Source organism: Pandoraea communis (assembly GCF_902459745.1).
Taxonomy (GTDB): Bacteria; Pseudomonadota; Gammaproteobacteria; order Burkholderiales; family Burkholderiaceae; genus Pandoraea; species Pandoraea communis.
Genome location: NZ_CABPSJ010000001.1, coordinates 901,163 through 924,133 on the forward strand (window position 1 = coordinate 901,163; position 22,971 = coordinate 924,133).

Annotated in this window: 20 protein-coding genes; 11 read left to right on the top strand and 9 right to left on the bottom strand. The window is 64.2% G+C overall.

All coding sequences use genetic code 11. From position 1 onward, the window contains the following. Positions 1-19 precede the first annotated feature (19 nt). The 4 genes from PCO31110_RS04195 (at position 20) to PCO31110_RS04210 (ending at position 6,140) form a co-directional block, all read left to right on the top strand. Positions 20-976: an aliphatic sulfonate ABC transporter substrate-binding protein gene (locus PCO31110_RS04195; protein WP_150689921.1), complete on the top strand. Its 957-nt coding sequence runs from the start codon at positions 20-22 to the stop codon at positions 974-976. 335 nt (positions 977-1,311) lie between these two features. Then, positions 1,312-5,073 carry an ATP-binding protein gene (locus tag PCO31110_RS04200; RefSeq protein WP_150689691.1) on the top strand — a complete coding sequence of 1,254 codons (3,762 nt, stop codon included), beginning with the start codon at positions 1,312-1,314 and terminating at the stop codon, positions 5,071-5,073. A 134-nt stretch (positions 5,074-5,207) separates the two neighbouring features. Continuing rightward, on the top strand, positions 5,208-5,777 hold the full coding sequence (locus tag PCO31110_RS04205) for a molybdopterin-dependent oxidoreductase (RefSeq protein ID WP_150689692.1): 570 nt from the start codon (positions 5,208-5,210) through the stop codon (positions 5,775-5,777). A gap of 63 nt (positions 5,778-5,840) precedes the next feature. Then, positions 5,841-6,140 (top strand): agmatine deiminase family protein, encoded by a 300-nt coding sequence (locus PCO31110_RS04210; protein WP_150689693.1) that lies wholly within the window; start codon positions 5,841-5,843, stop codon positions 6,138-6,140. Positions 6,141-6,154: 14 nt separating this feature from the next. Here PCO31110_RS04210 and PCO31110_RS04215 read toward each other — a convergent pair whose 3' ends face one another. Further along, a complete protein-coding gene (locus PCO31110_RS04215; RefSeq protein ID WP_174979346.1) occupies positions 6,155-7,198 on the bottom strand; it encodes a FadR/GntR family transcriptional regulator in 1,044 nt (347 codons plus the stop codon). A 273-nt stretch (positions 7,199-7,471) separates the two neighbouring features. Here PCO31110_RS04215 and PCO31110_RS04220 point away from each other — a divergent pair, with 273 nt between their 5' ends. From PCO31110_RS04220 to PCO31110_RS04250, 7 genes are all read left to right on the top strand, one after another. Continuing rightward, positions 7,472-8,677, top strand: coding sequence for an ABC transporter substrate-binding protein (locus PCO31110_RS04220; protein ID WP_010806699.1), 1,206 nt, complete (start codon positions 7,472-7,474; stop codon positions 8,675-8,677). 140 nt (positions 8,678-8,817) lie between these two features. Beyond that, on the top strand, positions 8,818-9,675 hold the full coding sequence (locus PCO31110_RS04225; protein WP_010806700.1) for a branched-chain amino acid ABC transporter permease: 858 nt from the start codon (positions 8,818-8,820) through the stop codon (positions 9,673-9,675). Further along, positions 9,675-10,664, top strand: coding sequence for a branched-chain amino acid ABC transporter permease (locus PCO31110_RS04230; RefSeq protein WP_150689923.1), 990 nt, complete (start codon positions 9,675-9,677; stop codon positions 10,662-10,664). The genes PCO31110_RS04225 and PCO31110_RS04230 overlap by 1 nt, the downstream gene beginning before the upstream one ends. Beyond that, positions 10,661-11,437 carry an ABC transporter ATP-binding protein gene (locus tag PCO31110_RS04235; protein WP_010806702.1) on the top strand — a complete coding sequence of 259 codons (777 nt, stop codon included), beginning with the start codon at positions 10,661-10,663 and terminating at the stop codon, positions 11,435-11,437. Before PCO31110_RS04230 ends, PCO31110_RS04235 begins: the two co-directional genes overlap by 4 nt. Then, positions 11,434-12,135, top strand: coding sequence for an ABC transporter ATP-binding protein (locus tag PCO31110_RS04240; RefSeq protein WP_010806703.1), 702 nt, complete (start codon positions 11,434-11,436; stop codon positions 12,133-12,135). Before PCO31110_RS04235 ends, PCO31110_RS04240 begins: the two co-directional genes overlap by 4 nt. A gap of 117 nt (positions 12,136-12,252) precedes the next feature. Continuing rightward, on the top strand, positions 12,253-13,515 hold the full coding sequence (locus tag PCO31110_RS04245; RefSeq protein WP_150689694.1) for a Zn-dependent hydrolase: 1,263 nt from the start codon (positions 12,253-12,255) through the stop codon (positions 13,513-13,515). Continuing rightward, the gene (locus PCO31110_RS04250) at positions 13,512-15,011 is read left to right on the top strand and encodes a M81 family metallopeptidase (RefSeq protein ID WP_010806705.1); all 1,500 of its coding nucleotides are present in this window, start codon (positions 13,512-13,514) and stop codon (positions 15,009-15,011) included. The genes PCO31110_RS04245 and PCO31110_RS04250 overlap by 4 nt, the downstream gene beginning before the upstream one ends. A 35-nt stretch (positions 15,012-15,046) precedes the next feature. Here PCO31110_RS04250 and PCO31110_RS04255 read toward each other — a convergent pair whose 3' ends face one another. The 8 genes from PCO31110_RS04255 to urtA all read right to left on the bottom strand — a co-directional run bounded on the left by PCO31110_RS04255 (position 15,047) and on the right by urtA (position 22,802). Further along, positions 15,047-16,075 (bottom strand): aliphatic amidase, encoded by a 1,029-nt coding sequence (locus tag PCO31110_RS04255; protein ID WP_010806706.1) that lies wholly within the window; start codon positions 16,073-16,075, stop codon positions 15,047-15,049. 79 nt (positions 16,076-16,154) lie between these two features. Beyond that, the gene (locus PCO31110_RS04260; RefSeq protein ID WP_010806707.1) at positions 16,155-16,508 is read right to left on the bottom strand and encodes an FmdB family zinc ribbon protein; all 354 of its coding nucleotides are present in this window, start codon (positions 16,506-16,508) and stop codon (positions 16,155-16,157) included. A 52-nt stretch (positions 16,509-16,560) separates the two neighbouring features. Next, the gene (gene fmdA / locus PCO31110_RS04265; RefSeq protein WP_010806708.1) at positions 16,561-17,799 is read right to left on the bottom strand and encodes a formamidase; all 1,239 of its coding nucleotides are present in this window, start codon (positions 17,797-17,799) and stop codon (positions 16,561-16,563) included. 68 nt (positions 17,800-17,867) lie between these two features. After that, complete coding sequence (gene urtE, locus PCO31110_RS04270; RefSeq protein WP_150689695.1) at positions 17,868-18,557, bottom strand: urea ABC transporter ATP-binding subunit UrtE; 690 nt, start codon at positions 18,555-18,557, stop codon at positions 17,868-17,870. A 14-nt stretch (positions 18,558-18,571) separates the two neighbouring features. Further along, complete coding sequence (gene urtD, locus PCO31110_RS04275; protein ID WP_010806710.1) at positions 18,572-19,315, bottom strand: urea ABC transporter ATP-binding protein UrtD; 744 nt, start codon at positions 19,313-19,315, stop codon at positions 18,572-18,574. Further along, the gene (gene urtC, locus PCO31110_RS04280; RefSeq protein WP_010806711.1) at positions 19,312-20,496 is read right to left on the bottom strand and encodes an urea ABC transporter permease subunit UrtC; all 1,185 of its coding nucleotides are present in this window, start codon (positions 20,494-20,496) and stop codon (positions 19,312-19,314) included. Before urtC ends, urtD begins: the two co-directional genes overlap by 4 nt. A 58-nt stretch (positions 20,497-20,554) precedes the next feature. After that, a complete protein-coding gene (urtB, locus tag PCO31110_RS04285) occupies positions 20,555-21,472 on the bottom strand; it encodes an urea ABC transporter permease subunit UrtB (protein WP_010806712.1) in 918 nt (305 codons plus the stop codon). 55 nt (positions 21,473-21,527) lie between these two features. After that, positions 21,528-22,802 carry an urea ABC transporter substrate-binding protein gene (urtA, locus tag PCO31110_RS04290; protein ID WP_010806713.1) on the bottom strand — a complete coding sequence of 425 codons (1,275 nt, stop codon included), beginning with the start codon at positions 22,800-22,802 and terminating at the stop codon, positions 21,528-21,530. Between the last annotated feature and the right edge of the window lie 169 nt (positions 22,803-22,971).

The following is a 22,971-nucleotide window of genomic DNA, read 5'->3' on the forward strand; positions in this document are numbered from 1 at the left end:
TCAGCGCGCAGGGACGGCGATGTTCGCGGGGGGCGCCGTGCATGTCTTCGGTGCCGCGAGCGCATTGACACTCGGTGACGATGCCCGTGCGGCCACCTCGCCGCTCACAATGCGCATTGGCTATCAGAAGTCGTCGACGCTCATCGTGCTGGCCAAGGCACGCGGCACGCTGGCGCACGCGCTCGCGCCGCACAACGTCACGCTCACGTGGCACGAGTTCACGAGCGGGCTACCGCTGCTCGAGGCGCTCAACGTCGGGAGCATCGATTTTTCGGCCGACGTGGCCGATACGGTGCCGGTGTTCGCACAGGCCGCGGGCGCGCGCATCGCCTATGTCGCGCGCGAGACGCCCTCGCCGGATGCCGAAGCGATTCTGGTGCCGCAAAACTCGCCGATCAAGACGCTCGCGGATCTCAAGGGCAAGCGCATTGCCGTGACCAAGGGCGCAGGTGTGCATTACCTGCTGATCGCGGCGTTACAAAGCGTAAGTCTGCGTATCAACGACGTGCAGCCGGCCTACCTCACGCCCGCGGACGCACGCGCGGCGTTCGCCAGTGGCAACGTCGACGCCTGGGTGACGTGGGACCCCTTCCTGGCGGGCATCGAGCGTCAAGACAAGGTGCGCACGCTGACGAGCGCGCGCGGGCTCGCGGGCTATCAACGCTACTACCTCGCGACCCCCGCGTTTGCCCGCGATCACGACGCCGTGCTGCGCGAGGTTTATCGGACATTGCGCGAGACAGGTCAGTGGGTACGTGCTAACCCGCGCGATGCCGCAGCGCAGCTCGCCCCCCTCTGGGGACTGGATACCGCCACGGTCGAAGCCGCCAACAGGCGCCGCAGCTACGACGTGCAACCGGTGGTGCGCGACGCCATCGCCGAGCAGCAGCGCATTGCCGACGCCTTCACGCAAGCGGGTCTGCTGCCCAGACGGGTCGACGCCGCCGATGCCACCTTCTGGCAACCGCCGGCCTGAGCGCTGCGACACGCGGCGCAATACCTAGCAAAACTGATAGTTCGGTCAGGAAAGCGTCGCCATGGCGTAATTCCCACAATATCGTGTGAATTTCTCAGGTATTCCCAACGGAATTCATACACGTGTTTATACTTCAGTATGTAATACCTGAAGCATTCGGCCGGAGCCCCCCCGGAACGGCCTTGGCGTCTCGCCAGATTGCCGACTCGGCGCCGACGGCAGCCCCTCGCTGCCTTCCGGAAACGTCGGTCTGGTTCGACGACATCATGAAATTCGCACACCGGTGCAACACGTAAAAGTGTGCGCCGGTGTTGCCTATTCGCCGTCCAGGGATAATGCAAGTCACCAGATCGCTCTACCTGCTCGGACCGATGCGGGTCGAAAAAGGCAAACAGGCATGCGCCGTGAAATACACGAAAGCGCGCGGGCTGTTGGCCTATCTCGCGCTTCAACCGGGCTATCACACACGCGGCGCACTCGCCGACCTCTTCTGGCCGGATGAAGACGGCCAGGGCGGTCGCGACAAACTCAAGCGCATGCTCTTTCACCTGCGCGACACGCTCGGCGACGAACTCTTCGAATCGGATCGCCAAGTCGTGCGCTTGCGTCCCGAGACGGGCCTGTGGATCGACGCCCACGTCTTCGCGAACATGATCGAGCAGGCCGATCGCACGCTCGACGGCGTCACGGGTCTGGATCTGGCGGCGCATCTCCAACATCTGGCCGATGCCGTCGCCCTTTACCAGGGGCCTTTCCTGCACGGCCTGTCGGTACGCGACACGCCCGATCTCGAGCAATGGATCGAGTTGCAACGCGACGAATACCAGCGTCGGCGCGTCTTCGGCGAACGACTGCTCGCCGACGGCTACGCCCGTCTGGGCGATCTCGATCAGGCACTCGCTCACGCACGACAGCTCGTGGCGCTCGCCCCGTTCGACGAATCGTGCTGGCAGTGCCTGCTTGCACTGCTGCTGCGCGCGGGACGTCGCGACGAGGCCGAAACCGAATACCGCCGCTTGTGCGACATCCTGCGCGAAGAACTTGATGAGACGCCCGGCGCGGCGCTCACGCAGTTGCTGGAAACACCACCCGCGCGAATGGAACAGCGCGCCACGGGGCCCGAGCGCCGCCAATTGACGGTCGTGGCCATCGAACTCGCGCCCAACGGCATCGACGATCCCGATCAACTCGTGGGTGTGATGCGCCCGCCACTCGTGCAATGTGAAACGATCCTGCGTCAGTCGTGGGGCTACACGATGCGCACGCCAACCGGCGGCCTGCTCGGCTATTTCGGATATCCCACCGCACTGGAAGGCGCCGGACGCCACGCCGTCGAAGCCGCCATGCGCTGCGTGCAGGCAAGCACCGCACGCGTGGGCATCGGTGTGGGCGTTCACACCGGACTCGTCATCAGTTCGGTCGCCGACGACAGCCCCGACACCGGCGGGCGCGTCTCACGCTCCGCAACGCAGTTGGCCGACATGGCGCTGCCCGGCGAAGTGGTGATCTGCGATGCCACGCAGCGCCTCATCGGTGTCGCCATCGCGACCACGCCCCATGGCAGTGTGCGCGAGCGCCATGCGAATCGAGATATCCCGGTGTTTCGGGTCAATCCCGACCCCACCCCGGAGCGCCGCTCGCGCCGGCGTGCGGCCATGCTCTTCGGCCGCGATGCGGCGCTGGCCGAACTCGCCCGTGCACACGCGGCCATGCGCGACGCCGCTACCGGTCAGGGCACGCTCGCGCTGGTGATCGGCGAGGCCGGTATCGGCAAGACGGCGCTGGTGCGTCATTTCATCGAAACGCGCGGCCTGCGCGCGATCGATCTGGCCTGCGCACAAGACGGCGCGGGCACGCCGTTCCATCCGATTGCCCGCTGGCTGCGCACGCAGTCCGCAGCCGACGCCTCGCAACTCCCGCAACCCGCCCTGCTCGCGCATCGGCGCCTGCGAGCGCTATTCGACATGCACGCCGACGGCAACGTGCCGCACGCGTGGAAGCAGGTCGTGCTCGACGAAGCCCCCGCCCTGCTCGCCGCGCTGCTACCCGACGGCGGTGTGCTGATGCTCGACGACGCCCACTGGACCGATCCGTCCACGCAGGAATTGCTCGCGCTCATGGCGGAAAATCCGCCGCGCGGCCGTCTGTTGGTCGTATGCGCGCGCCCCGAATTCGAGCTGCCATGGCATCACACGGTGAGCTTGTGCCGCATCGACCTGGCGCCGCTCGATGCGGGCGCCGCCGCCTCCATCGTGCGCGCGGCGACGCCACGCGTGGCGCTGCCGGCGGCCATGCGCGAGCGCATCGTGCATCTCGCCGAAGGGGTACCGTTGTTCCTGCAAGAGCTGGCGCGGGCTACCGCCGCACAGCAAGGCGGACGCGGTCCGGTCGGCGCCATGCCGATGCCGGCCAGCCTTCAGGAATTGATGATGGCGCGCATCGACGCCGCCGGCAGCGCGAAGCCAGTGGCTCACTTTGCGTCGTGCCTCGGCCCGGAGTTTCAGGCCGACGTACTCGCCGTCGCAAGCGGACGTTCGATGGCGCTCGTCGAGCGCGCGCTCGACACGCTCGTTGCCTGCGCCCTCGTGCAACGTCAGGACAGTGGCCGCTACGTCTTCCGTCACGCGCTGCTGCACAAGGCCGCCTACGATGCGCAGCCGCAGGAACGCCGTCAGGATGCGCACCGCCGGATCGCGCTCGCCATGCGCGAGCACGACGCGTCGGCCGTGCAGACCGAGCCCGAAGTGCTTGCCTGGCATTTCCGTCAGGCCGACGAGCCGCAGGCGGCCATCGAGCACTACCGTCTTGCAGGCGAATTCGCGACGGGGCGCCAGGCATTCCGTGAAGCGTGCGCGCACTATCAAAGTGCACTGGATGTCTTGCGGCAGACGGGCGCCAACGCCCAGACCGCGCAGCAGGAATTGCAATTGCGCATGGCGCTCGGCGTGCCGCTCGTCTCGCTGCATGGTTATGGCTCGGAGCCTGCGCGTCACAATTTCGAAACGGCGCTCGCGCTCGCGCAGCCGATGGGCGACGCCATCGCGCTGTTCCCTGTCTACTGGGGGCTGTGGCTCGGCTCCAGTTCGTGGAGCGACTTCGATCGAAGCATCGACCTTGCCCGCAAACTCATCCTCATCGCCGAACAGGCCGATACCGGGCCGTTGCTCGCACACGCGTACTACGCGCTGGGCAACAGCCTGTGCTGCTACGGCGACTTCAACGGTGCGGTAACGGCGCTGGAAACCGGGCTCGCGCATTACCGGCCCGAACACGCCGACACGGGGCTCGGCGAAGACGCCCGCATCACCGGACTGTCGTTCCTCTCGTGGGCGTACTGGTTCACCGGACGTCACGACGCGTCGATCGCCGCCAGTGAAGAAGCGCTGGCGATGGGACGTCAGCAAGGCCGTCGGTACTCCTTCTCGTTTGCGCTGGTGTTTGCGGCGATGTTGCGACGCTTGCGTCGTGAAGTGGCGTCTGCCGAGGCACTGGCGAGCGAGGCGACCGAAGTGGCGACGGAGGCGGGCGTGGCTCTCTGGGCGCTCGCCGGACAGACGATTCGTGGCTGGGCACTCGCCTCTCGCGGCGACGTGAACGGTCTCGAGCGCATTACCGACAGCGTGGGCCGTCTGAGCGAGATCATGGGTGGCGTCGAAGGCATATTCTTCGGTCTGCTCGTGGAAGCATGCGCGGGAACGGGCGACATCGCGCTCGGGCTGCACGCGGCCGAGCGCGGTGCCCACGTGGCGACGCGCCGCAGCGACGCCCATTGGCAAGCCGAATTCCTGCGTCAGAAGGGCGACTTCCTGCGCGCCGGACATCATCCCGACGACGCGGTGCGCCCTTGGCTGGAACAAGCCTTGCAGATCGCACAGGCGCAGGCGTCGCCGTCGCTCATCTTGCGTGCGACGCTCAGCCTGTTGCGCCTGAGTGGGGGCAACGCGCCAGGCGACGACGATCGGGTGCGGGTACTGCGCGAGGCGCTCGACGCGCTCGAAGGCGGCGAGACGCTTGCCGACGTACAGGAGGCACGCACCCTGATTGCCAACATGTCGGCGCCGCAGCCCGCACGCCGCACCGCCCGCTACGGAAGTTGACCGCGCGCACCGGCAAGCCGTTGCCGGCGCGGGGCCCGCTCAGGCCCTGCGAATAGGCGCTATCAGGCACGTCGTATGTCCGCCGGAGGCCCGGCCGCTATATTGAAGCGACCGGTGCCCCCAACCCATCCGACATGCCCATCGACCCCATGCGTATGCCGTCCGGCCCTTCGCCGGACAGTCGCCCGACCGCCAGCAACGCGCCGTTCACGCGGGTGAGCGCCGCACACGCGGCCTCCGCCCCGCTCGTCTCGCGCGAAGTCGTCGTCTCCGGCTACGTCAATCGCCATCACTCGTTCGATCTCTGTTCGCTCATGCGTCTGCCGACGCAACTGACCGGGCCGCTCGACGTCGTCTGCCTGTCTGGCCGGAAAGTGCGAAGTGCGAGCGATTACAAAGGCGTGCGGCTGACCGCGCTGCTCGACGTCGCACGGCTGCATCTGCCGCAAGCGCGCGATTTCACGCGGGCGTTCGTATTGGCGCAAGGGGCAGACGGCTACACCGTCCTGTTCTCGTGGCACGAGCTGTACAACACGCCGGTGGGTGTCGGCACGCTCGTCGTCTATGAACGCGACGGCCTCCCGCTTGGCGACGACGAAGGAGGCATCGGCCTAATTTCAACGTGCGACCTGCGCGTGGCGCTACGCCAGGTACGAGCCCTCAAGCGGCTCTTCGTCCATCTGGCCGATCCGCTCACGCGCTGAGCCCCTTCGCAGCGACCGTGCGCCACCGACACTGGTGGCACGCTTCTCACGGTAACGCGAACCATGACGGCACCTCATCGCAATTCAGACTCGACAGGCAAGAACGCCATCGGCCGCTGGCGCATGCCGCCCGAGTGGCACCCGCACGCCGTGCGCCGGAACTTCAACGCCTGGGATCTGCCTCCCGAGGGGGTTGTCATGGCGTCGTTCGGCGATCCCGCGGCCGATGCGCATGCGCACGACATCGTGAAACAGGCATTCCCCGACAGACACGTCGTGCAGTTGCCGCTTCGCGGGATTGCCCGGCGCGGCGGCGGCACTCACTGTTGCACGCAGCAACAACCGGCCGCCGCGCGGCCCTGAACCATCAGGCCGTCTTAACTCGACACCGCACGACGTTTGCGCGGGGCCGTCGCCTTCGCCGCCACCCCCGCCTTCGTGCTTGCCGTCTTCGGCTTCGCCTGCGGCTTGCCGGCAGTCTTCGCAAGAACCGCCCCCTCGCCCGCCGCCTTACGCACCGCCCGCTTCGGCGGCACGGTGGCCGCTTCCGGCGACATCTTCACCGCCGCAGACTTGCGACGCGGTATCTGCGGCGCACCAGCCCCAAGCTGGGAGCGCACGCGCTGCTGCATATCGGCGATATCCGAATCGAGAATCAGGCGGCCGCGCAGCTTCCCGTTCATCCGTTTGATATAGGTGCGCGCCTCCTGCATATGGAAATGCATGAGTTCGCGCACGCGCTCGGCGTCGCCCGCGCGCGCCGCATCGGTAATCTCGCGATGAATGTTGACGTTCGCCGTGCCGAACTTCTCATGCTCGCGGCGCGGCGTCTCGTTGCCGAACACGATCAACTGGCGAATCATCTCGTTGACGAGTTCGCAGGTGAAACGCAAAAAACTGTTGGGATTGGCGGCCGCGAGAATGTCGTGAAAGTCGACATCGGCCTGACGCTGACGCAGCAATTCGCGGCGATCGTGCGACGCCGGGCTGCAGCACGCCATGTTTTGCTCCAGCGCTTCGAAGTCGGCCTCGGTCAGATGCGGCACGGCACCGGCAGCCAGTTCCGGTTCGAGCAACTGACGCACCGTATAGATGTCGTCGATGCTCACTTCCTTAAAGAAGAGATAGTTCTGCATGAGCTGGAACGTGCGCTCGAGCGGCACCTCCACTACCATGCCACCGCCCGACGGCCCCGTGCTCACCTTGATGAGCCCCTGCACTTCGAGCGACTTGAGCGCTTCGCGAATGGTGCTCTTCGACACCCCGAACATCTGCTGCAACTCCACTTCCCGCGGCAAACGATCGCCGGGCAACAGATTGCCCTCGGTAATCAGGCGCTTGATGGCTTCGGCAACGAGATCGCCGCGTTTTTGCTGTTTGATTTCCAACGGCTCTCGCACCATTTGCGCATCCAATGCCATGTAGCGCCTCAAAAAGGTCTTGTTCACACGAATTTCCGACGGTGCCGCCTCGGAATTTTTTCCGATTGACACTCCAAAGCATTATACCTACGATCAAATCCATCCTATTTATCATTATAAATATGACGGATAGGGATAAGGCCCCGGACGTTGCAAGTCGTTACCGTCAGGTCGCTGCCCCGGATCTATTTTTTCAGGTCTGCGGCCGGTCGGCGTGTCACGCGCTGCACGTTGGCACCCCATGAACGATTGCTCTCTTTGCTGGAGACCCAATTGAATCGTCGTGAACTGTTGAAGCTCGCCGCTGCGGCGTCTCTGCCTGGCTCCCTATTCACCGCTCGCGACGTGTTCGCGCAAAGCACCGGCGCCATTCAATTGGCATGTCCGGTGCCGATGTCCGGGCCGTTCGCCGCCAACGGCAAATTCGCCGATCTCGGCATGAAGCTCATCGTCGAGCAGTACGGCAAAGTGCTGGGCCGCCCGCTCGCCTACACCACACTCGACACCGAGGGAAAACCCGCCACGGCCATCCGCCGTGTGCAGGAAATCGCACAGCAGAAGGGCGCGCGCTTCTTCGCCGGCGGCATTCTGTCGTCCGAGGCGCTGGCGATGGGCAAGGAAGCCGAGAAGGCTGGCGGCATCTTCATCACCACGGCCGGTGCCGACGAAATCACGGGCAAGGATTGCAACAGCGCCACGTTCCGCTGGTCGGTGCCGACCTTTGGCGCCATCGAGCAAACGGTGCGTCCGCTCATCGAATCGATGCCCAAGGCCAAGCGCTGGTACACGATCACGCCGCAATACGTGTTCGGCGAAGGCCTGCTCACTGCCGCGAAGAACATCTTCAAGGAGAAGGGCATCGAGCACGTGGGCAATAGCTATCACTCGCTCACGGAGAAAGAGTTCTCGGGCTATCTCACGAACGCGGCTGCCGCCAAGCCCGACGTGCTGCTGATCCTGAACTTCGGCTCGCAATCGTCCGACACGCTGCGTCAGGCGGTGAGCTTCGGCATGAAGAAAAACTGCACGATCCTGATGGCGTGGGCGTCGGGCCTGGAACAGTTCGAGACACTCGGCGCCGATCTGTGCGACGGTGTGTACTTCGGCGCGCAGTACTGGCACGCCGTGGCCTCGCCGCTGAATCTCGATCTCGTCAAACGCACGCAGGACCGCTTCAAGCAGAACCCGAACTACAGCCTCGCGGGCTCTTACATCTGCACCAAGCTCATGCTCGACGCCATGGTCAAGGCGGGCAGTGCTGATCCGAAGGCGGTCATCGCTGCGATGGAAGGCATGAAGTACGACGGTCTCACCGGTCCGGAGGAAATCCGCAAGGGCGACCATCAGGTGCTCAAGAACTACTATCTGCTCAAGGGCAAGCCCAAGTCGAAGATGAAGAATCCCGACGACTACGCCGACATCGTCAGCGCCGGGAAATCGTTCCTGCCACTCGACAAGACCGAGTGCAAGATGGCCTGACGAAGCCGCGCAACGCCATCGCTGTCTGAAGTGTCGCTCGCGGGGACGCCTTGCCGTCCCCGCATGTGTCGTCTGCGCCGCGCGGCGAAAGCCGGGCGGCGCACGGTGCTCCACGTCCACTCAAGCTCTCCGGGACGCGCATGAACGTCTATTTGCTGCAAGTCATCAATGGCGTCGGGATCGGGATGTTGTACTTCCTGCTCGCCGTCGGGTTATCGATCATCTTCGGCCTGCTGCGCTTCGTGAACTTCGCGCACGGCGCCTTCTATCTGCTCGGTGCCTATTTCTGCTATCAGGCGCTGCAATGGGGGCTGTCGTTCTGGCTCGCGCTGATCGTCTGTCCGATCGTCGTGGGCGCGCTCGCGTGGATCGCCGAGAAGGTGCTGCTCTCGCATATCTACGAGAAGGCGCACGAATTCCATATCCTCGTCACGGTCGGCCTCGCACTGGTTGTGCAGGAACTGGTCATCATCGTGTGGGGGCCGCTGGGCGATAACGTCGCCGTGCCCGAGGTACTCGACGGCGTGGTGATGTGGGGCAGTTTCATCTATCCGAAATACCGGCTCTTTCTCATCGGCTTCACCGCAGTCTTCGCCGCCGTGCTCTGGTGGCTGCTCGAAGGCACGCGTCTGGGCAGTGCGGTGCGCGCGGGCAGCGAGTCGTCCGAGATGGTGTCGCTGCTCGGCATCAATGTGTTCCGGGTGTTCAGTCTCGCCTTCGCGCTTGGTGCGGGCACGGCTGCGCTTGCGGGCGTGCTGGCCGCACCGGTGCGCGGCGTCGAACCGTTCATGGGTATCGAAGCGCTGGGCATTGCCTTCGTGGTGGTCGTTATCGGCGGCATGGGCAGTTTCGCCGGCGCGCTCGTGGGCGGTCTCGTCATCGGCATCGTGCAGAGTCTGATGAGCACGATCTGGCCGGAAGGCGCACGACTGATGATTTATGTGGCGATGGCAGCCGTGCTGCTCATGCGTCCGCACGGCCTGCTCGGGAGGGGATGATGCTGGTACGTTACCGTTTTTGGCTGCTCGCCGCCGCTGTCACACTGATCCTGCCGGTCACGCTGTCGTCGGGCACGCTCGCGACCGAAGTCCTCGTCTACGCGCTCGCCGTGCTCGGCTGCAATCTGCTGCTCGGCTATACCGGCCTGCTCTCGTTCGGTCAGGGCATCTTCTTCGGCCTGGGCAGCTACACGCTGGGCATCATGCTCACACGCACGGCGTTGCCCATGCCGCTCGCCGTCGTCACGTCGATCATGCTGGGCGCGGTGATCGCGGCCGTCGTCGGCAGCTTCGCGATCCGCCAGAAGGGCACCTACTTCGTGATGCTCACGCTCGCGTGCGCGCAGATGTTCTACTTCCTCGCCTACACCGCGACGGACTGGACCGGCGGCGACAACGGGCTGCTCGACATCCCGCGCAAGTCGCTGGCTATCGGCGGCAAGACACTCATCCCGCTCGAGACGCCGTGGCAGTACTACACCTTCGTCGCCGTCATCTTCCTGATCGTCTTCGCGGCACTGTTGCGCGTAGCCGATTCGGTGTTCGGCCGCACGCTGCTCGCCATTCGCGACAACGAAACCCGCGCCGCCGCCATCGGCTATCACGTGAAGACGTTCAAGCTCGTGGCGTTCGCCATCTCGGGCGCCGTCACGGCGCTCGCCGGTGCCTTGCATGCGCTGATGACGGGTATCGCGCCGCTGTCCAACATCGAGTACCACACGAGCGAAATGATCCTCGTGATGACGGTGATCGGCGGCACGGGCAATCTGTTCGCTTCGGTGCTGGGCGCAGCGTTCTACGTACTCGCCGCCGACTGGCTCTCCACGCTCTGGCCGCGCTGGCTGTTGTTGCTCGGCCTGCTGCTCATCGCCGTGAGCTTGTTCATGCATCGCGGCCTGTGGGGCGTGGGGGAATCGCTGTGGTACCGCATCACCGGCAAACGCCGCGACGCCAACGGCAAACTGGATACGCAAGGAGATGCGACATGAGCGGCGCGCCTAACGTGCTTATTGAAGCCAGCGGCATCGTCAAACGCTACGGCAAGTTCACGGCGCTGCATGGCGTGGATCTGCGCGTGGCCCCGCGCACGGTGCATTCCGTCATCGGCCCGAACGGCGCAGGCAAGACCACGCTGTTCCACATGCTCACCGGCACCGTGCCTGTCTCAGGCGGGCGCATCCTGTTCGACGGTCACGACGTGACGACCGAAGCCGATTACCGGCGTGTGCAACGCGGCATCGCCCGCTCGTTTCAGGTGACGGCGCTGTTCCAGAACCTGTCGGTGCGCGAGAACCTGCGACTGGCTGCGCTGGGTGTCACGCCGCGCCATGCGCTCTCGTGCTGGCGCAAGGCCGACGGCCCGCGCGCCTGCGCCAGCGTCGTTGACGACGTGCTCACGCGGCTCGCCCTCACGCGTCACGCCGACACTGCGGCGGGGGCGCTCTCGCACGGGCAGCAACGCCGCCTCGAAGTCGGCATGGCGCTGGCGGCGCGTCCCAAGGCCATCTTTCTCGACGAGCCGACGTCCGGCATGGGCATCGACGATCTCGACGACATGAAGCAACTCATCCGCGGCCTGCGCGACGATCACACCGTGGTGCTCATCGAACACAACATGAACATCGTGATGGACATCTCCGACACGATCACCGTCATGCAACAAGGCCGCGTACTGGTCGAGGGCAAGCCGGACGCCATTCGCGCCGACGATCGCGTGCGCGCCGCCTATCTCGGCAACATGATTACCGGAGGCCGCGCATGATTCTCGACGTCGCAGGCATTCACAGCTATTACGGCAAGAGCCACATCCTGCAAGGCGTGTCGCTGAGCGTCGGCGACGGCGAACTCGTTACGCTCCTGGGCCGCAATGGCGCGGGCAAGTCGACTACGCTCAAGACCATCGCCGGCGTGGTCACGCCCAAGGCCGGCAGCATCTCGTTTCTGGGCAAGCCCGTCGCCGGGCAGCCCGCGCACCGCATCGCGGCAAAGGGCGTGTGTTTCGTGCCCGAGCATCGGGGCATCTTCAAGCTGCTCACCGTCGAAGAGAATCTCAAGCTCGGCGCGCGGCGCGATTCGCCGTGGCAGCTTGCCGACATCTACCGCATCTTTCCGCGCCTGCAGGAGCGTCGCAAGAATGGCGGTGCGCAACTCTCCGGCGGCGAACAGCAGATGCTCGCGATCGGCCGCGCGCTGATGAATCATCCGCGCCTGCTCATGCTCGACGAGCCGGTCGAGGGCCTCGCCCCCGTGATCGTCGAAGAGATCGTGGCGCAGTTGAAGCTCATCAAGCAGGCGGGCGTGGCCATCCTGCTCGTCGAACAGAATCTGGAAGTCTGCACGCAACTCGCCGACCGGCACTACATCGTCGAGCAGGGCGTCATCGTGTATGGCGCGGACAACGCCGCTTTTCTCGCCGACGAGGTCGTCAAGGACCGTTATCTCGGCGTGGGCGTGGCGTGATCCGCGCGTCCCGCATTCCCCCGGCGCGCGTCGTCAAGCCGCTAGGCGAGCGCGCCGTTCTGCCAACGCATGCGTCATCGTGAACCGCGCGGCGCACGCTCTGAAGGACTTGTGAACATGGAACGTCTCGATCAACCGGCAGCCGCAGTGCGCGTCGACGGCGCGCGCCTGTGGGACAGCCTCATGCAACTCGCGCAAATCGGCGCGACCGCCAAGGGCGGTGTCTGCCGTCTGGCGCTGACCGAACTCGACCGCCAGGGCCGCGATCTGTTCGTGAAGTGGGCAAAGGAGATCGGTTGCACGGTGCGTATCGACGCCATCGGCAACATCTTCGCGCGCCGCGCCGGACGCAACAACGCATTGCCGCCCGTCATGACCGGCAGCCACATCGACACCCAGCCGACCGGCGGCAAGTTCGACGGCAACTACGGTGTGCTCGCCGGACTGGAGGTGCTGCGCGCGCTGAACGACCACGCCATCGTGACCGAAGCGCCGCTCGAAGTTGCCGTCTGGACCAACGAGGAAGGGTCGCGCTTCGTCCCCGTGATGATGGGGTCCGGCGTCTATGCCGGCGCCTTCACGCTGGAGCACGCGCTCGCACAGAAAGACCACGACGGCGTGAGCGTCGCCGAAGCGTTGCGCGCCATCGGCTATGCCGGCGCGGCATCGGCAGCCGGTCAGACAGGGGCTGTCGGGGCGTACTTCGAAGCCCACATCGAACAAGGCCCGGTGCTCGAAGCTCACGAGAAAACCATCGGCGTAGTGCAGGGTGCATTGGGGCAGCGCTGGTACGACGTTACCGTCACCGGGATGGAGGCGCACGCGGGCCCCACACCGATGGAATTGCGGCGCGACGCGTTGCTCGCCGCTGCCCAGTTGATTCAGGCAGTGAATCGCATCGCGTGCGAGCACGCACCGCACGCACGCGGCACCGTCGGCTGGGTCGACAACTATCCGAACTCGCGCAACGTCATTCCGGGCCGGGTGAAGCTCTCCGTCGATCTGCGCGCGGCCGACGACGCCACGCTCGACACCCTGAACGCCAAGCTGCGCGCCGAGTGCGCTGCGTTGAGCACGAAGGGCATCGACGTCGCCATCGAACAGGTGGTGTACTTCCCGCCGCAACCGTTTGCGCCGGCACTCGTGGACGCGATTCGCGATGGCGCCAAAGCGCTCGGCCTGTCGTCGATGGATGCCATCAGCGGTGCCGGGCACGATGCGGTTTATCTGGCGCGCGTGGCCCCGACGGCGATGATCTTCGTGCCGTGCAAGGACGGCATCAGCCACAACGAAATCGAAGATGCCGATCCGGCACACCTCGAAGCCGGTTGCAACGTGCTGTTGCAGGCGATGCTGCAACGCGCGGGAGGTGCCGCATGAAGGTCATGATCGCGCGAATGAATCACGAGACGAACACATTCTCGCCGGTGCCCACACCGCTCGAAGCCTTCGGCAATCACGGACCGACGTACGACGAGGCCGCCTATCGCGACAACAAAGGCATGCGCACGGCGATGGCCGCGTTCATCGACCTGGCCGAAGCCGCAGGCGCCGAAATGGTGACGCCCGTCTCCGCCAGCGCCAATCCGAGTGGCCCGGTGGCGGCCAGCGCCTATGACGAACTGTGCCGCCGGATCGTGGCGGCGGCAAGCGGCGTCGACGCCATCCTGCTCGATCTGCATGGCGCGATGGTCGCCGAGAACAGCGACGACGGCGAAGGCGATTTGCTCGAACGCGTGCGCGCAGTGGCGCCCGGCACGCCGATTGCCGTGGCCCTGGACCTTCATTCGAACATCACACCGAAGATCGTGACCCATGCGGATATCGTCGTGGGCTTCAAGACATACCCTCACATCGACATGTACGAAACCGGCGAGCACGCCGGACGGCTTCTCTTTGAGAGGCTCGCAGGCAAGCGCCGCCCCAAGGTGGTGTGGCAACAGCCGCCGCTGATGGTGCACACGCTGCGCAGCACCAGTCACGGCGGCGCGATGAAACGCGCCCTCGACGCCGCGCGGCGGGCCGAAGCCGAGGAGGGCATCCCGGCGGTGTCGGTGTTCTCCGGCTTCTCGCTCGCCGACATACCCGCGCCGTGCATCAGCGTCGTGGTCACAGCGGACGACGGCGAGGCGGGCGTGGCGCGTGCGCAGGCTGTCGCGGACCGTATCGCGGCACAGATCTGGGACGAACGCGACGGCTTCGTCTATCGCAGCGCACCGCTGGCCGAATCGATTGCGCAAGCGAAGCAAATGGCCGACGGTGCCGACAAGCCGGTGCTGCTGCTCGATCACAGCGACAACTGCATGTCGGGCGGCACCTGCGACACGATGGACGTGCTCGAAGCCGCACTCGCGGGTGGCCTCACGGGCATCGGCGTCGGTCCGCTGTGCGACCCGGAAGCAGTGGCGACGTTGATCGCCGCAGGCGAGGGCGCCGAAGTCACGCTGGCCGTCGGCAACAAACGGCCGATGCCGCAATTGGGCATTACCAAGACGCCCCCGGTCCTCACGGGCATCGTGCGCAAGATCGGCGATGGCGAATACGTCGTCACCGGACCGACGTACACGGGCCAACGCTGCTACATGGGACGCACGGTGCTGTTCGATATCGGTCCGGCGCGTATTGTCGTGACGGAACGCACGCACGAGGCGTGGGACCACGGCGTCTTCACCTGCGTTGGCCTCGATCCGCGCAGCGAACGCTTCCTGCTGCTCAAGTCGCGCATGTATTGCCGTCCGGTGTTCGTGCCGATCTCGGCAGGGCTCGTCGAATGCGATAGCGACGGCGTGACGAGTTCGAATTACGCGCTGTTCCCGTTCTCGCACCTGAACCGTCCGGTGTATCCGCTGGATCGGGAGGTGAAGTTCGGCGGATAAGTATGCGGTGGCGGGCCTTCACGGCCCGCCCCCACTCAACCTCCCCCACAAGGAATCCCGTCAATCGGGCATTCTTCAGTCCCGGGTGTCGAGCGGGTGATGGCCTCGACTTTGCGCTGCGTGCCTTCCGGGTCGGTGACCCAATCGCGGTAGAACCCGAACGGGCAATCGGCTACACCGTTCGCGCTTTCGCCGGAATGGATCGTCCCGGTGTATCCGCGGTGAAGCAGCTTATACAGATGGTTCTGCGACTGCATGTTCTTGCGCGCGTCACGAATCGCGCTCACGGACAGCTCCGCGTATTGCACGCCCATCTCCTCCTCGCCGCACTCACCGAGTGTGCGGCCATCGAAGCCGACGATCGCCGAGTGGCCGAAGTACGAATACACACCGTCCCAGCCCGTCGCGTTCGCGACAGCCACATACGTGTTGTTCATCCACGCCATCGCCTTCGCCACCAGCACCTGCTGATCCTTGGCCGGATACATATACCCCTGACAACGCACCACCAGCTCCGCACCGTTCATCGTGCAATCCCGCCAGATCTCCGGATAGTTGCCGTCATCGCAGATGATCAGACTGATCTTCAGCCCCTTTGGCCCCTCCGTCACGTAAGTGCGCTCGCCGGGGTACCAGCCTTCGATGGGTGTCCACGGCATAATCTTGCGGTACTTCTGCACGATCTCCCCGCGATTGTCGATCAGCACCAGCGTGTTGTAAGGCACCTTGTTCGGATGATCCTCGTGCCGCTCCCCCGTGAGCGAAAACACGCCCCACACATTCGCCTTGCGACATGCCGCCGAGAAAATGTCCGTCTCTTCGCCCGGCACCGTCGCTGCGGTGTCGAACATCTCCTGACGGTCGTACATGATCCCGTGCGTCGAGTACTCGGGAAAGATCACGAGATCCATGCCGGGCAACCCCTGCTTCATGCCGACGACCATGTCGGCGATCTTGCGCGCGTTCTCCAATACCTCAGCCTTCGTATGCAAACGCGGCATCTTGTAGTTGACGACCGCAACGCCCACACAGTCGCGGCTACTCGAAATATCCCCATGTCGCATGAATTCCTTCTCCTTCAAAACTCGCGGTCCCGACGCACGGCCCGCAGACCCCGGGCCGTACCGAACCCTTCCAAGAGAATCAGTGGCTGATCATCCAGGGCCTTCCCGCCGGCCGCTTCAGCCCGCCCGTTGCCGTGGACGTCTGCCCACCCGCCCCCGCCAGCGACACCTTGCCGCCGGTGCAGCAACTGCACCCCGGTCGATGACGCGACGACGGCCCGTCGCCCGAATGACGCGGTGCATGTGCAGCCCGCTCGTTCGTGGCGTGCGCCGCGCGACTCGCACTTCCCATCAACGCAAGCGATGGCGCCGTCATCACGCGCGTGCCCTCACCCCCACAATCCGGGCAGTGGCACGGCGTGTCGCGATCCGCCATGCGCCGCATGACGGCGAACGGTCCGCACGTCGCACATTCGAAGTCGTAAATCGGCATCTCCGCCTCCTGTTGTCCTATCTCGTGAGTGATGCGCGTGACGCACGCCGCGTCAGCCCTTCACCAGATCCGGCGAACACGGCATGTCGACGCTACCCGTCACATGACGAATCGGTCCGTCGGCATTCGGACGGATGTCGAAGTCGAAGATCTGCGTCGGCAACCACAACGTCGCACACGCATTCGGAATGTCGACCACGCCGCTGATATGCCCCTGCACCGGCGCACAACCGAGCAACGAGTACGCCTGTGCCCCCGAGTAGCCGAACTTCTTTAGATACTCGATGGCGTTCAGACACGCTTGACGATAGGCGAGCGTGACATCCAGATAGTGCTGCCCGCCCTGCTCGTCGACCGAGATACCCTCGAAGATCAGATAGTCGTTGTACGCCGGCGTGATGGGACTCGGCTGGAACACCGGATTGCGAATGCCGTATTTGGCCATGCCGCCTTTGATCACGTTGACACGCATGTGCACCCACCCCGCCATCTCGATGGCGCCGCAGAACGTGATCTCACCGTCCCCCTGACTGAAGTGAAGGTCGCCCACAGACAGCCCTGCGCCATCGACATACACCGGGAAGAAAACCTTCGAGCCGCGCGAGAGATCCTTGATGTCGCAGTTCCCACCATGCTCGCGCGGCGGCACCGTGCGCGCGCCTTCGGCGGCAGCCTTGTTGCGCGCGTCGCCCGTCAGCTTGCCCATATGCGCCGTCGCGGCGAACGGCGGGTTGGCCAGCGGCGGCACGCGGTCCGGCGCCGTCGCGATCAGGCCGACCTCGCGCTCGTTCCACGTCTGAAGCAATTTCGGATCCGGCAGACAGCCGATCAGTCCCGGGTGAATCAGTCCGGCGAAATTCACGCCCGGAATATGCCGCGAACTCGTGTAAAGCCCGTGGAAATCCCAGATCGACTTCTGCGCATGCGGAAAATGATCGGTCAGAAAGCCACCGCCGTTCGTCTTCGAGAAGAAGCCGTTGAAGCCCCACTGACTGTCCTGCTTCGCGCCGATGTCGAGTAGATCGACGACCAGCAGATCGCCGGGCTGCGCGCCATGCACGCCCACCGGCCCCGAGAGAAAATGCACAATCGACAGGTCGATATCGCGAACATCGTCGGCGCTGTCGTCGTTCTTGATGAAGCCGCCGGTCCAGTCGTATGTCTCGAGAATGAAGTCGTCGCCGGGATTCACCCAGCACGCCATCGGGATGTCCGGATGCCAACGGTTATGCACCTGCTCGTTTTCATACGCGGATTGGTTCAGGTCGACCTTGATGAGAGTTTCGGCCATTGCACTCGCTCCTGGTTTCAAATGCCGGTGCCAGACACCGGCGATCAATGACGCCACGCGGCGTCGGATTACACGGAGAGGTATTCGCGTATGCGCCCGGCATCGCCGGTGTCCCGCGTGCTCTGATGAACGAAGCGCCCGCCCTCGATAACGAACAGTCGGTCCGCCACGTCCATCGCGAAACTCAGCACCTGCTCGGAAACGACCACGGCGATGTTGCGCGTCGCGCGAATGTGATTGAGCGCCCGGGCAATGTCCTTGATGACGGACGGCTGAATCCCCTCGGTCGGCTCGTCGAGCAGCAGTACCTTGGGATTGGTCGCGAGCGCGCGCGCAATGGCGAGTTGTTGCTGCTGTCCGCCGGAGAGATTGCCGCCCTTGCGGCGGCGCATGTCGAACAGCACGGGAAACAACGCGTAGAGATCGTCGGGAACGGACTGACTCGCCGCATTCTCGAGCCCGGTCTGGATGTTCTCTTCGACGGTGAGCGATGCAAAAATCTGGCGGCCCTGCGGAACGTAACCGATCCCCTTGGCCACGCGCCGGAAGCTCTCCTCCCTCGACACGTCGACACCGTCCACACGAACGGTGCCGCGATTCGCGGGCAACATGCCGATCAACGACTTGAACAACGTTGTTTTGCCCATCCCGTTGCGGCCCATCACCGCAACGCTTTCGCCGCTGGCGACGGAAAAGCCGATGCCGTGCAGCACCTCGCTCTGGCCATAGCTGACGACAAGATCATCGACTTCCAACATGATGTGTCCTCCGATCAGTGTCCGAGATAAACATCGATCACACGCGGGTCGGATTGCACCTTGGCCATCGGGCCCTCGGCGAGAATCTTTCCCTGATGCATCACGGTGACCTTGTGCGCAATCCGCTCGACGAAAGCCATGTCGTGCTCGATGACGATCATTGAGCGGTTGCGACAGATTCGATCGAGCAGCTCAGCCGTCAGCTCGCGCTCGCGCACGCTCATACCGGCAATCGGCTCATCCAGCATTAAAAGTTCGGGATCCTGCATAAGAAGCATACCAATTTCCAGCCACTGCTTCTGTCCGTGCGACAGCAAACCGGCTTCGAGGTCGAGCAAGGCCGACAGACCGATCTCTTCAGCAACGGATCGGACACGATCCGCAACCTCGCTATCCGTGCGGTAGAAAAGCGCACCGAACACGCCGCGCCCACGCGGGAACGACACTTCGAGGTTCTGCGCGACGCTCAGGTTTTCGTAGATCGACGGCGTCTGAAACTTGCGGCCTATCCCCTTGTGCACGCGTCTGAACTCGGCCAGTCGCGTGATTTCCTCGTTGCGAAACTTGATGCTGCCCGCCGTCTCCTTCGTCTTGCCGCAGATAAGATCGAGCAGCGTCGTCTTGCCGGCGCCGTTGGGACCGATCACGACACGCAACTCACCACGCTCCAGATACAGATTCAGGGAATCGATCGCCTTGAACCCATCGAACGAAACAGTGAGATCTTCTATCGCCAGAAGAAAGTCGGTGTTGCTCATGCTTTACGCTCCCTTTCTGCCTTGCTCCCGGCGCCGAGAAAACGGCGAATTCGCGGGCGCACATGCGCATCGAAAAGACCGGCCAGACCGTTCGGGAAGGCCATCACCACGCCGATGAACATGGCCGCCATCAGATACAGCCAGAGGTTGGGGAAACTCTCGGAGAACCAGCTCTTGCCCAGATTGACGAGAATCGCGCCGTACACCGCGCCGACAAGAGACATACGTCCGCCGACCGCCGCATAAATCACCATCTCGATGGACGGCACGATGCCCACGAACGACGGCGACATGAAACCGACCTGAAGCGTGAACATCGCGCCGCCGATCGCAGCGAGCAACGCGGCGAAGCAGAACGAGAACACCTTGAACATCGAGACGTCGTAGCCCGAGAACCGCACGCGGTCCTCCTTGTCTCGCATGGCCAGCAGCAGCGTACCGAGCTTGCCGCGCTGCACCCACCGGCACAGCAGCAACGCGACGATCAGCAACGCCGCGTTGACAAAGTAAAGAACGAGCTTCGCGTGGTCCGTGCGAATGTCCCAGCCGAGCAGCGTGCGCAGATCGGTGATGCCGTTCACCCCACCGGTATATCCCTGTTGGCCGATGATGAGCACCGACAGAATCAGCGCGACGGCCTGCGTGATGATGGCGAAATACACGCCGCCGACCCGCCGTTTGAACATCGCGTAACCGATCACGAAGGCAAGCGCCGTCGGCACGACGAGCACCGCGAGGATCGAGAACGGCAGATAGTGAAACGGCTTCCACCAATCCGGCAGCGCGGTGAGCTGATTCCAGTCCATGAAGTCCGGAATGCCCGGGGTGGTCTGCGTGCTCGTGGCTGCGGCGCTCGACGCTTCGAGCTTGAGAAACATCGCCATCGCATACCCGCCAAGCCCGAAGAAGACGCCCTGCCCGAGACTGAGCACGCCGCCGTAACCCCATGCGATCACCAGTCCGACGGCGACGAATGCATACGTCAGGTACTTGCCCATGAGGTTCAGGCGAAACGCGTCGAGCGCGAGCGGAAACACGACGACGATGAGCACGGCCAGTATCACGATGCCCGCGTAGCCCGAAGCATCGAAGCGCGCCAGCATTGCGCGCCAGCCGACGGGCGGGACGGGGGCCTCGGCTCGGAGGGAGACGCCGCCCGCCGAGGTTTGGATGGGTTCCATGTACATCTCTCCATACAGAGGAATCGGTCGACGACCGGGACACCGGCGCACCGGCGAATCACACGCGCCGGACTTTCGAGGCGAACAGGCCCTGCGGGCGCAGCATTAGAATGACCACTACGGTGAGGAGCGTCACCACGCGGGCAATCGAACCGGAAAGGAAAAACTCGCTGATCGACTGCATCTGCGCAATGCCGAAGGCCGAGGCCACCGTGCCGAGCAGGCTCGCCGCACCGCCGAACGTCACCACCAGGAACGAATCGACGATATAGAGCGAGCCGCTGGTCGGCCCTGTCGACCCGATGGCCGTGAACGCCGCACCGGCGACGCCGGCGATGCCGCAGCCGATCGCGAATGTCATCCGGTCGGTGCGGCGGGTATTGATGCCCGCCGCATTTGCCATCGGCCGGTTGGCGACGGTCGCGCGCACACGCAGCCCCCAACGCGAGCGGTACAGCGCCAGCAACAGGCCGCCCGTCATGACGAGCGCGAGCGCCATCACGAACATGCCGCTCACCGGAATGTCGAGACCGGGTGCCGGCTCCCACGACCCCATGAGCCAGTCGGGCAGCGCCGGGCTGACTTCTTTCGGTCCGAACGTCGAACGGAACACTTGCTGCATGCCCAGACTCAGGCCCCAAGTAGCGAGCAACGTGTCGAGCGGACGCCGGTACAGATGCCGGATCAGCGCCCATTCCGCCAGCCATCCCGCCCCGAAGGCGAGCACGAAGGCAGCGACGATGGCGAAGAAGAAATACACGGGCGCGAATACCGGCCAGACGTTCTGGGTGACCCACGAGAACATGTAGACGGTATAGGCGCCGATGGTCATGAATTCGCCGTGCGCCATGTTGATGACGCCCATCTGCCCGAAGATCACGGCCAGTCCGAGCCCCATGAGCAGCAGAACGCTGAACAGGCGCAGTCCCGCAAAGCCTTGCATCAGCGTGATATTGAAAATGTCGTTGGCGGACATCTGACGCTCCTCGCGCGACGACCGTCCGGTCGTCGCGCCTGTGCGGGTTGAGGGATTACATGTAGCCCTTCGGGAACGGATCCGGATGGATCGGCTCCGGCGAACTCGCCACGACCTTGAACTGTCCGTCCGCCTGCCCTTCGCCGATCAGCGATCGGCTCCACAGGTGATGGTTCGGATCGACCTTCGCGTAGCCCTGGGGTGCGTTGGGCAGTTCAATGCCCGCAGACGCGGCGACCACCTTGTTCACGTCGAAGCTGCCCGCGCGCTCGCACGCGGCCTTCCAGATCCAGGGGCCGAGGTAGGCCGCCTGTGTCACGTCGCCGATCACCGATTTCGCGCCGTAACGCGCCTTGAATGCGGCGACGAACTTCTTGTTGTTGTCGTTATCCAGCGACTGGAAGTACTTCATCGACGAGTAGAAGCCTGCGAAGTTTTCGCCGCCGATACCCAGCACTTCGTCTTCCGTGACGGAAAGGGTCAGCAGGAATTGCTTCTGGGGCGTGATGCCCGCTGCCTTGAGTTGCTTGTAGAACGCCACGTTCGAGCCCCCCACCACCGTCGCGAAAATGCAGTCGGGACGTGCGAGCTTGATCTTGTTCATCAGCGAATTGAACTCGGTCGTGCCGAGCGGGTAATACTCTTCGCCGACCACCTTCGCGTGAAGATGCTGCTCGATATGACGGCGCGCGATCTTGTTCGACGTGCGCGGCCAGATGTAGTCGGAGCCGATCAGGAAGAACGTCTTGGCCTTCTTCGTGTTCGACGCCCAGTCGAGCGCCCAGAGAATCTGCTGCGTGGCTTCCTGACCGGTATAGAAGACGTTCTTCGACTGCTCCAGACCTTCATAGAACGTCGGGTAGTACAGCAAGCCGTTGTCCTTCTCGAACACCGGCAGCACCGCCTTGCGCGAGGCCGACGTCCAGCAACCGAAAACGGCCGCGACGTGGTCGTTCTCGAGCAGCTTCTTGGATTTCTCGGCGTAGGTCGGCCAGTCGGATGCACCGTCTTCCTGAATGATGTTGATCTTACGTCCGAGCACACCGCCCATCGCATTGATCTGTTCGATGGCAAGACGCTCTGCCTGAATCGAGCCCGTCTCGGAGATCGCCATCGTGCCGGTTGCCGAGTGCAACTGGCCGACCGTGACCGTGGTGTCGGTCACGGCGAGGCCGGTGGTGTTCACCTTGGCCGTCGGCGGCACCTGTGCGAACGACGTTCGCGGCAGGCCCAGCGCCACGAGCGGGGCCGCGGCGAGGCCGCCGAGCAACCGCCTGCGCAACGGCGAAGCCATGCGCTCGTCATCTTCGAATCGATCGTCTGCGGACATCACGTTCTCCTGATCATAGGCCCTGTGCGAGAAGCGCGGCGGGCGGGTTTCACGGGTTTGAACGCAATGTAGGGAGCCAATTTGACGATCGGAATACGTCGATTGACGTATTCCCCGGGTGGGGCGGTGGAATGTAATTTGCTTTGGGCTTTACACCCGACGCTTTTTT

Bases quoted from the DNA above. Each gene is read 5' to 3' on its own strand.
- PCO31110_RS04205 (WP_150689692.1), top strand. From the start codon at position 5,208: ATGCCCATCGACCCCATGCGTATGCCGTCCGGCCCTTCGCCGGACAGT.
- fmdA (WP_010806708.1), bottom strand. From the start codon at position 17,799: ATGGCCGAAACTCTCATCAAGGTCGACCTGAACCAATCCGCGTATGAA.
- urtD (WP_010806710.1), bottom strand. From the start codon at position 19,315: ATGAGCAACACCGACTTTCTTCTGGCGATAGAAGATCTCACTGTTTCG.
- urtC (WP_010806711.1), bottom strand. From the start codon at position 20,496: ATGGAACCCATCCAAACCTCGGCGGGCGGCGTCTCCCTCCGAGCCGAG.
- urtA (WP_010806713.1), bottom strand. From the start codon at position 22,802: ATGTCCGCAGACGATCGATTCGAAGATGACGAGCGCATGGCTTCGCCG.
- PCO31110_RS04195 (WP_150689921.1), top strand. From the start codon at position 20: ATGTTCGCGGGGGGCGCCGTGCATGTCTTCGGTGCCGCGAGCGCATTG.
- PCO31110_RS04260 (WP_010806707.1), bottom strand. From the start codon at position 16,508: ATGCCGATTTACGACTTCGAATGTGCGACGTGCGGACCGTTCGCCGTC.
- PCO31110_RS04210 (WP_150689693.1), top strand. From the start codon at position 5,841: ATGACGGCACCTCATCGCAATTCAGACTCGACAGGCAAGAACGCCATC.
- PCO31110_RS04255 (WP_010806706.1), bottom strand. From the start codon at position 16,075: ATGCGACATGGGGATATTTCGAGTAGCCGCGACTGTGTGGGCGTTGCG.
- PCO31110_RS04245 (WP_150689694.1), top strand. From the start codon at position 12,253: ATGGAACGTCTCGATCAACCGGCAGCCGCAGTGCGCGTCGACGGCGCG.
- PCO31110_RS04240 (WP_010806703.1), top strand. From the start codon at position 11,434: ATGATTCTCGACGTCGCAGGCATTCACAGCTATTACGGCAAGAGCCAC.
- PCO31110_RS04250 (WP_010806705.1), top strand. From the start codon at position 13,512: ATGAAGGTCATGATCGCGCGAATGAATCACGAGACGAACACATTCTCG.
- PCO31110_RS04215 (WP_174979346.1), bottom strand. From the start codon at position 7,198: ATGGCATTGGATGCGCAAATGGTGCGAGAGCCGTTGGAAATCAAACAG.
- PCO31110_RS04225 (WP_010806700.1), top strand. From the start codon at position 8,818: ATGAACGTCTATTTGCTGCAAGTCATCAATGGCGTCGGGATCGGGATG.
- PCO31110_RS04230 (WP_150689923.1), top strand. From the start codon at position 9,675: ATGCTGGTACGTTACCGTTTTTGGCTGCTCGCCGCCGCTGTCACACTG.
- PCO31110_RS04235 (WP_010806702.1), top strand. From the start codon at position 10,661: ATGAGCGGCGCGCCTAACGTGCTTATTGAAGCCAGCGGCATCGTCAAA.
- urtB (WP_010806712.1), bottom strand. From the start codon at position 21,472: ATGTCCGCCAACGACATTTTCAATATCACGCTGATGCAAGGCTTTGCG.
- PCO31110_RS04200 (WP_150689691.1), top strand. From the start codon at position 1,312: ATGCAAGTCACCAGATCGCTCTACCTGCTCGGACCGATGCGGGTCGAA.
- urtE (WP_150689695.1), bottom strand. From the start codon at position 18,557: ATGTTGGAAGTCGATGATCTTGTCGTCAGCTATGGCCAGAGCGAGGTG.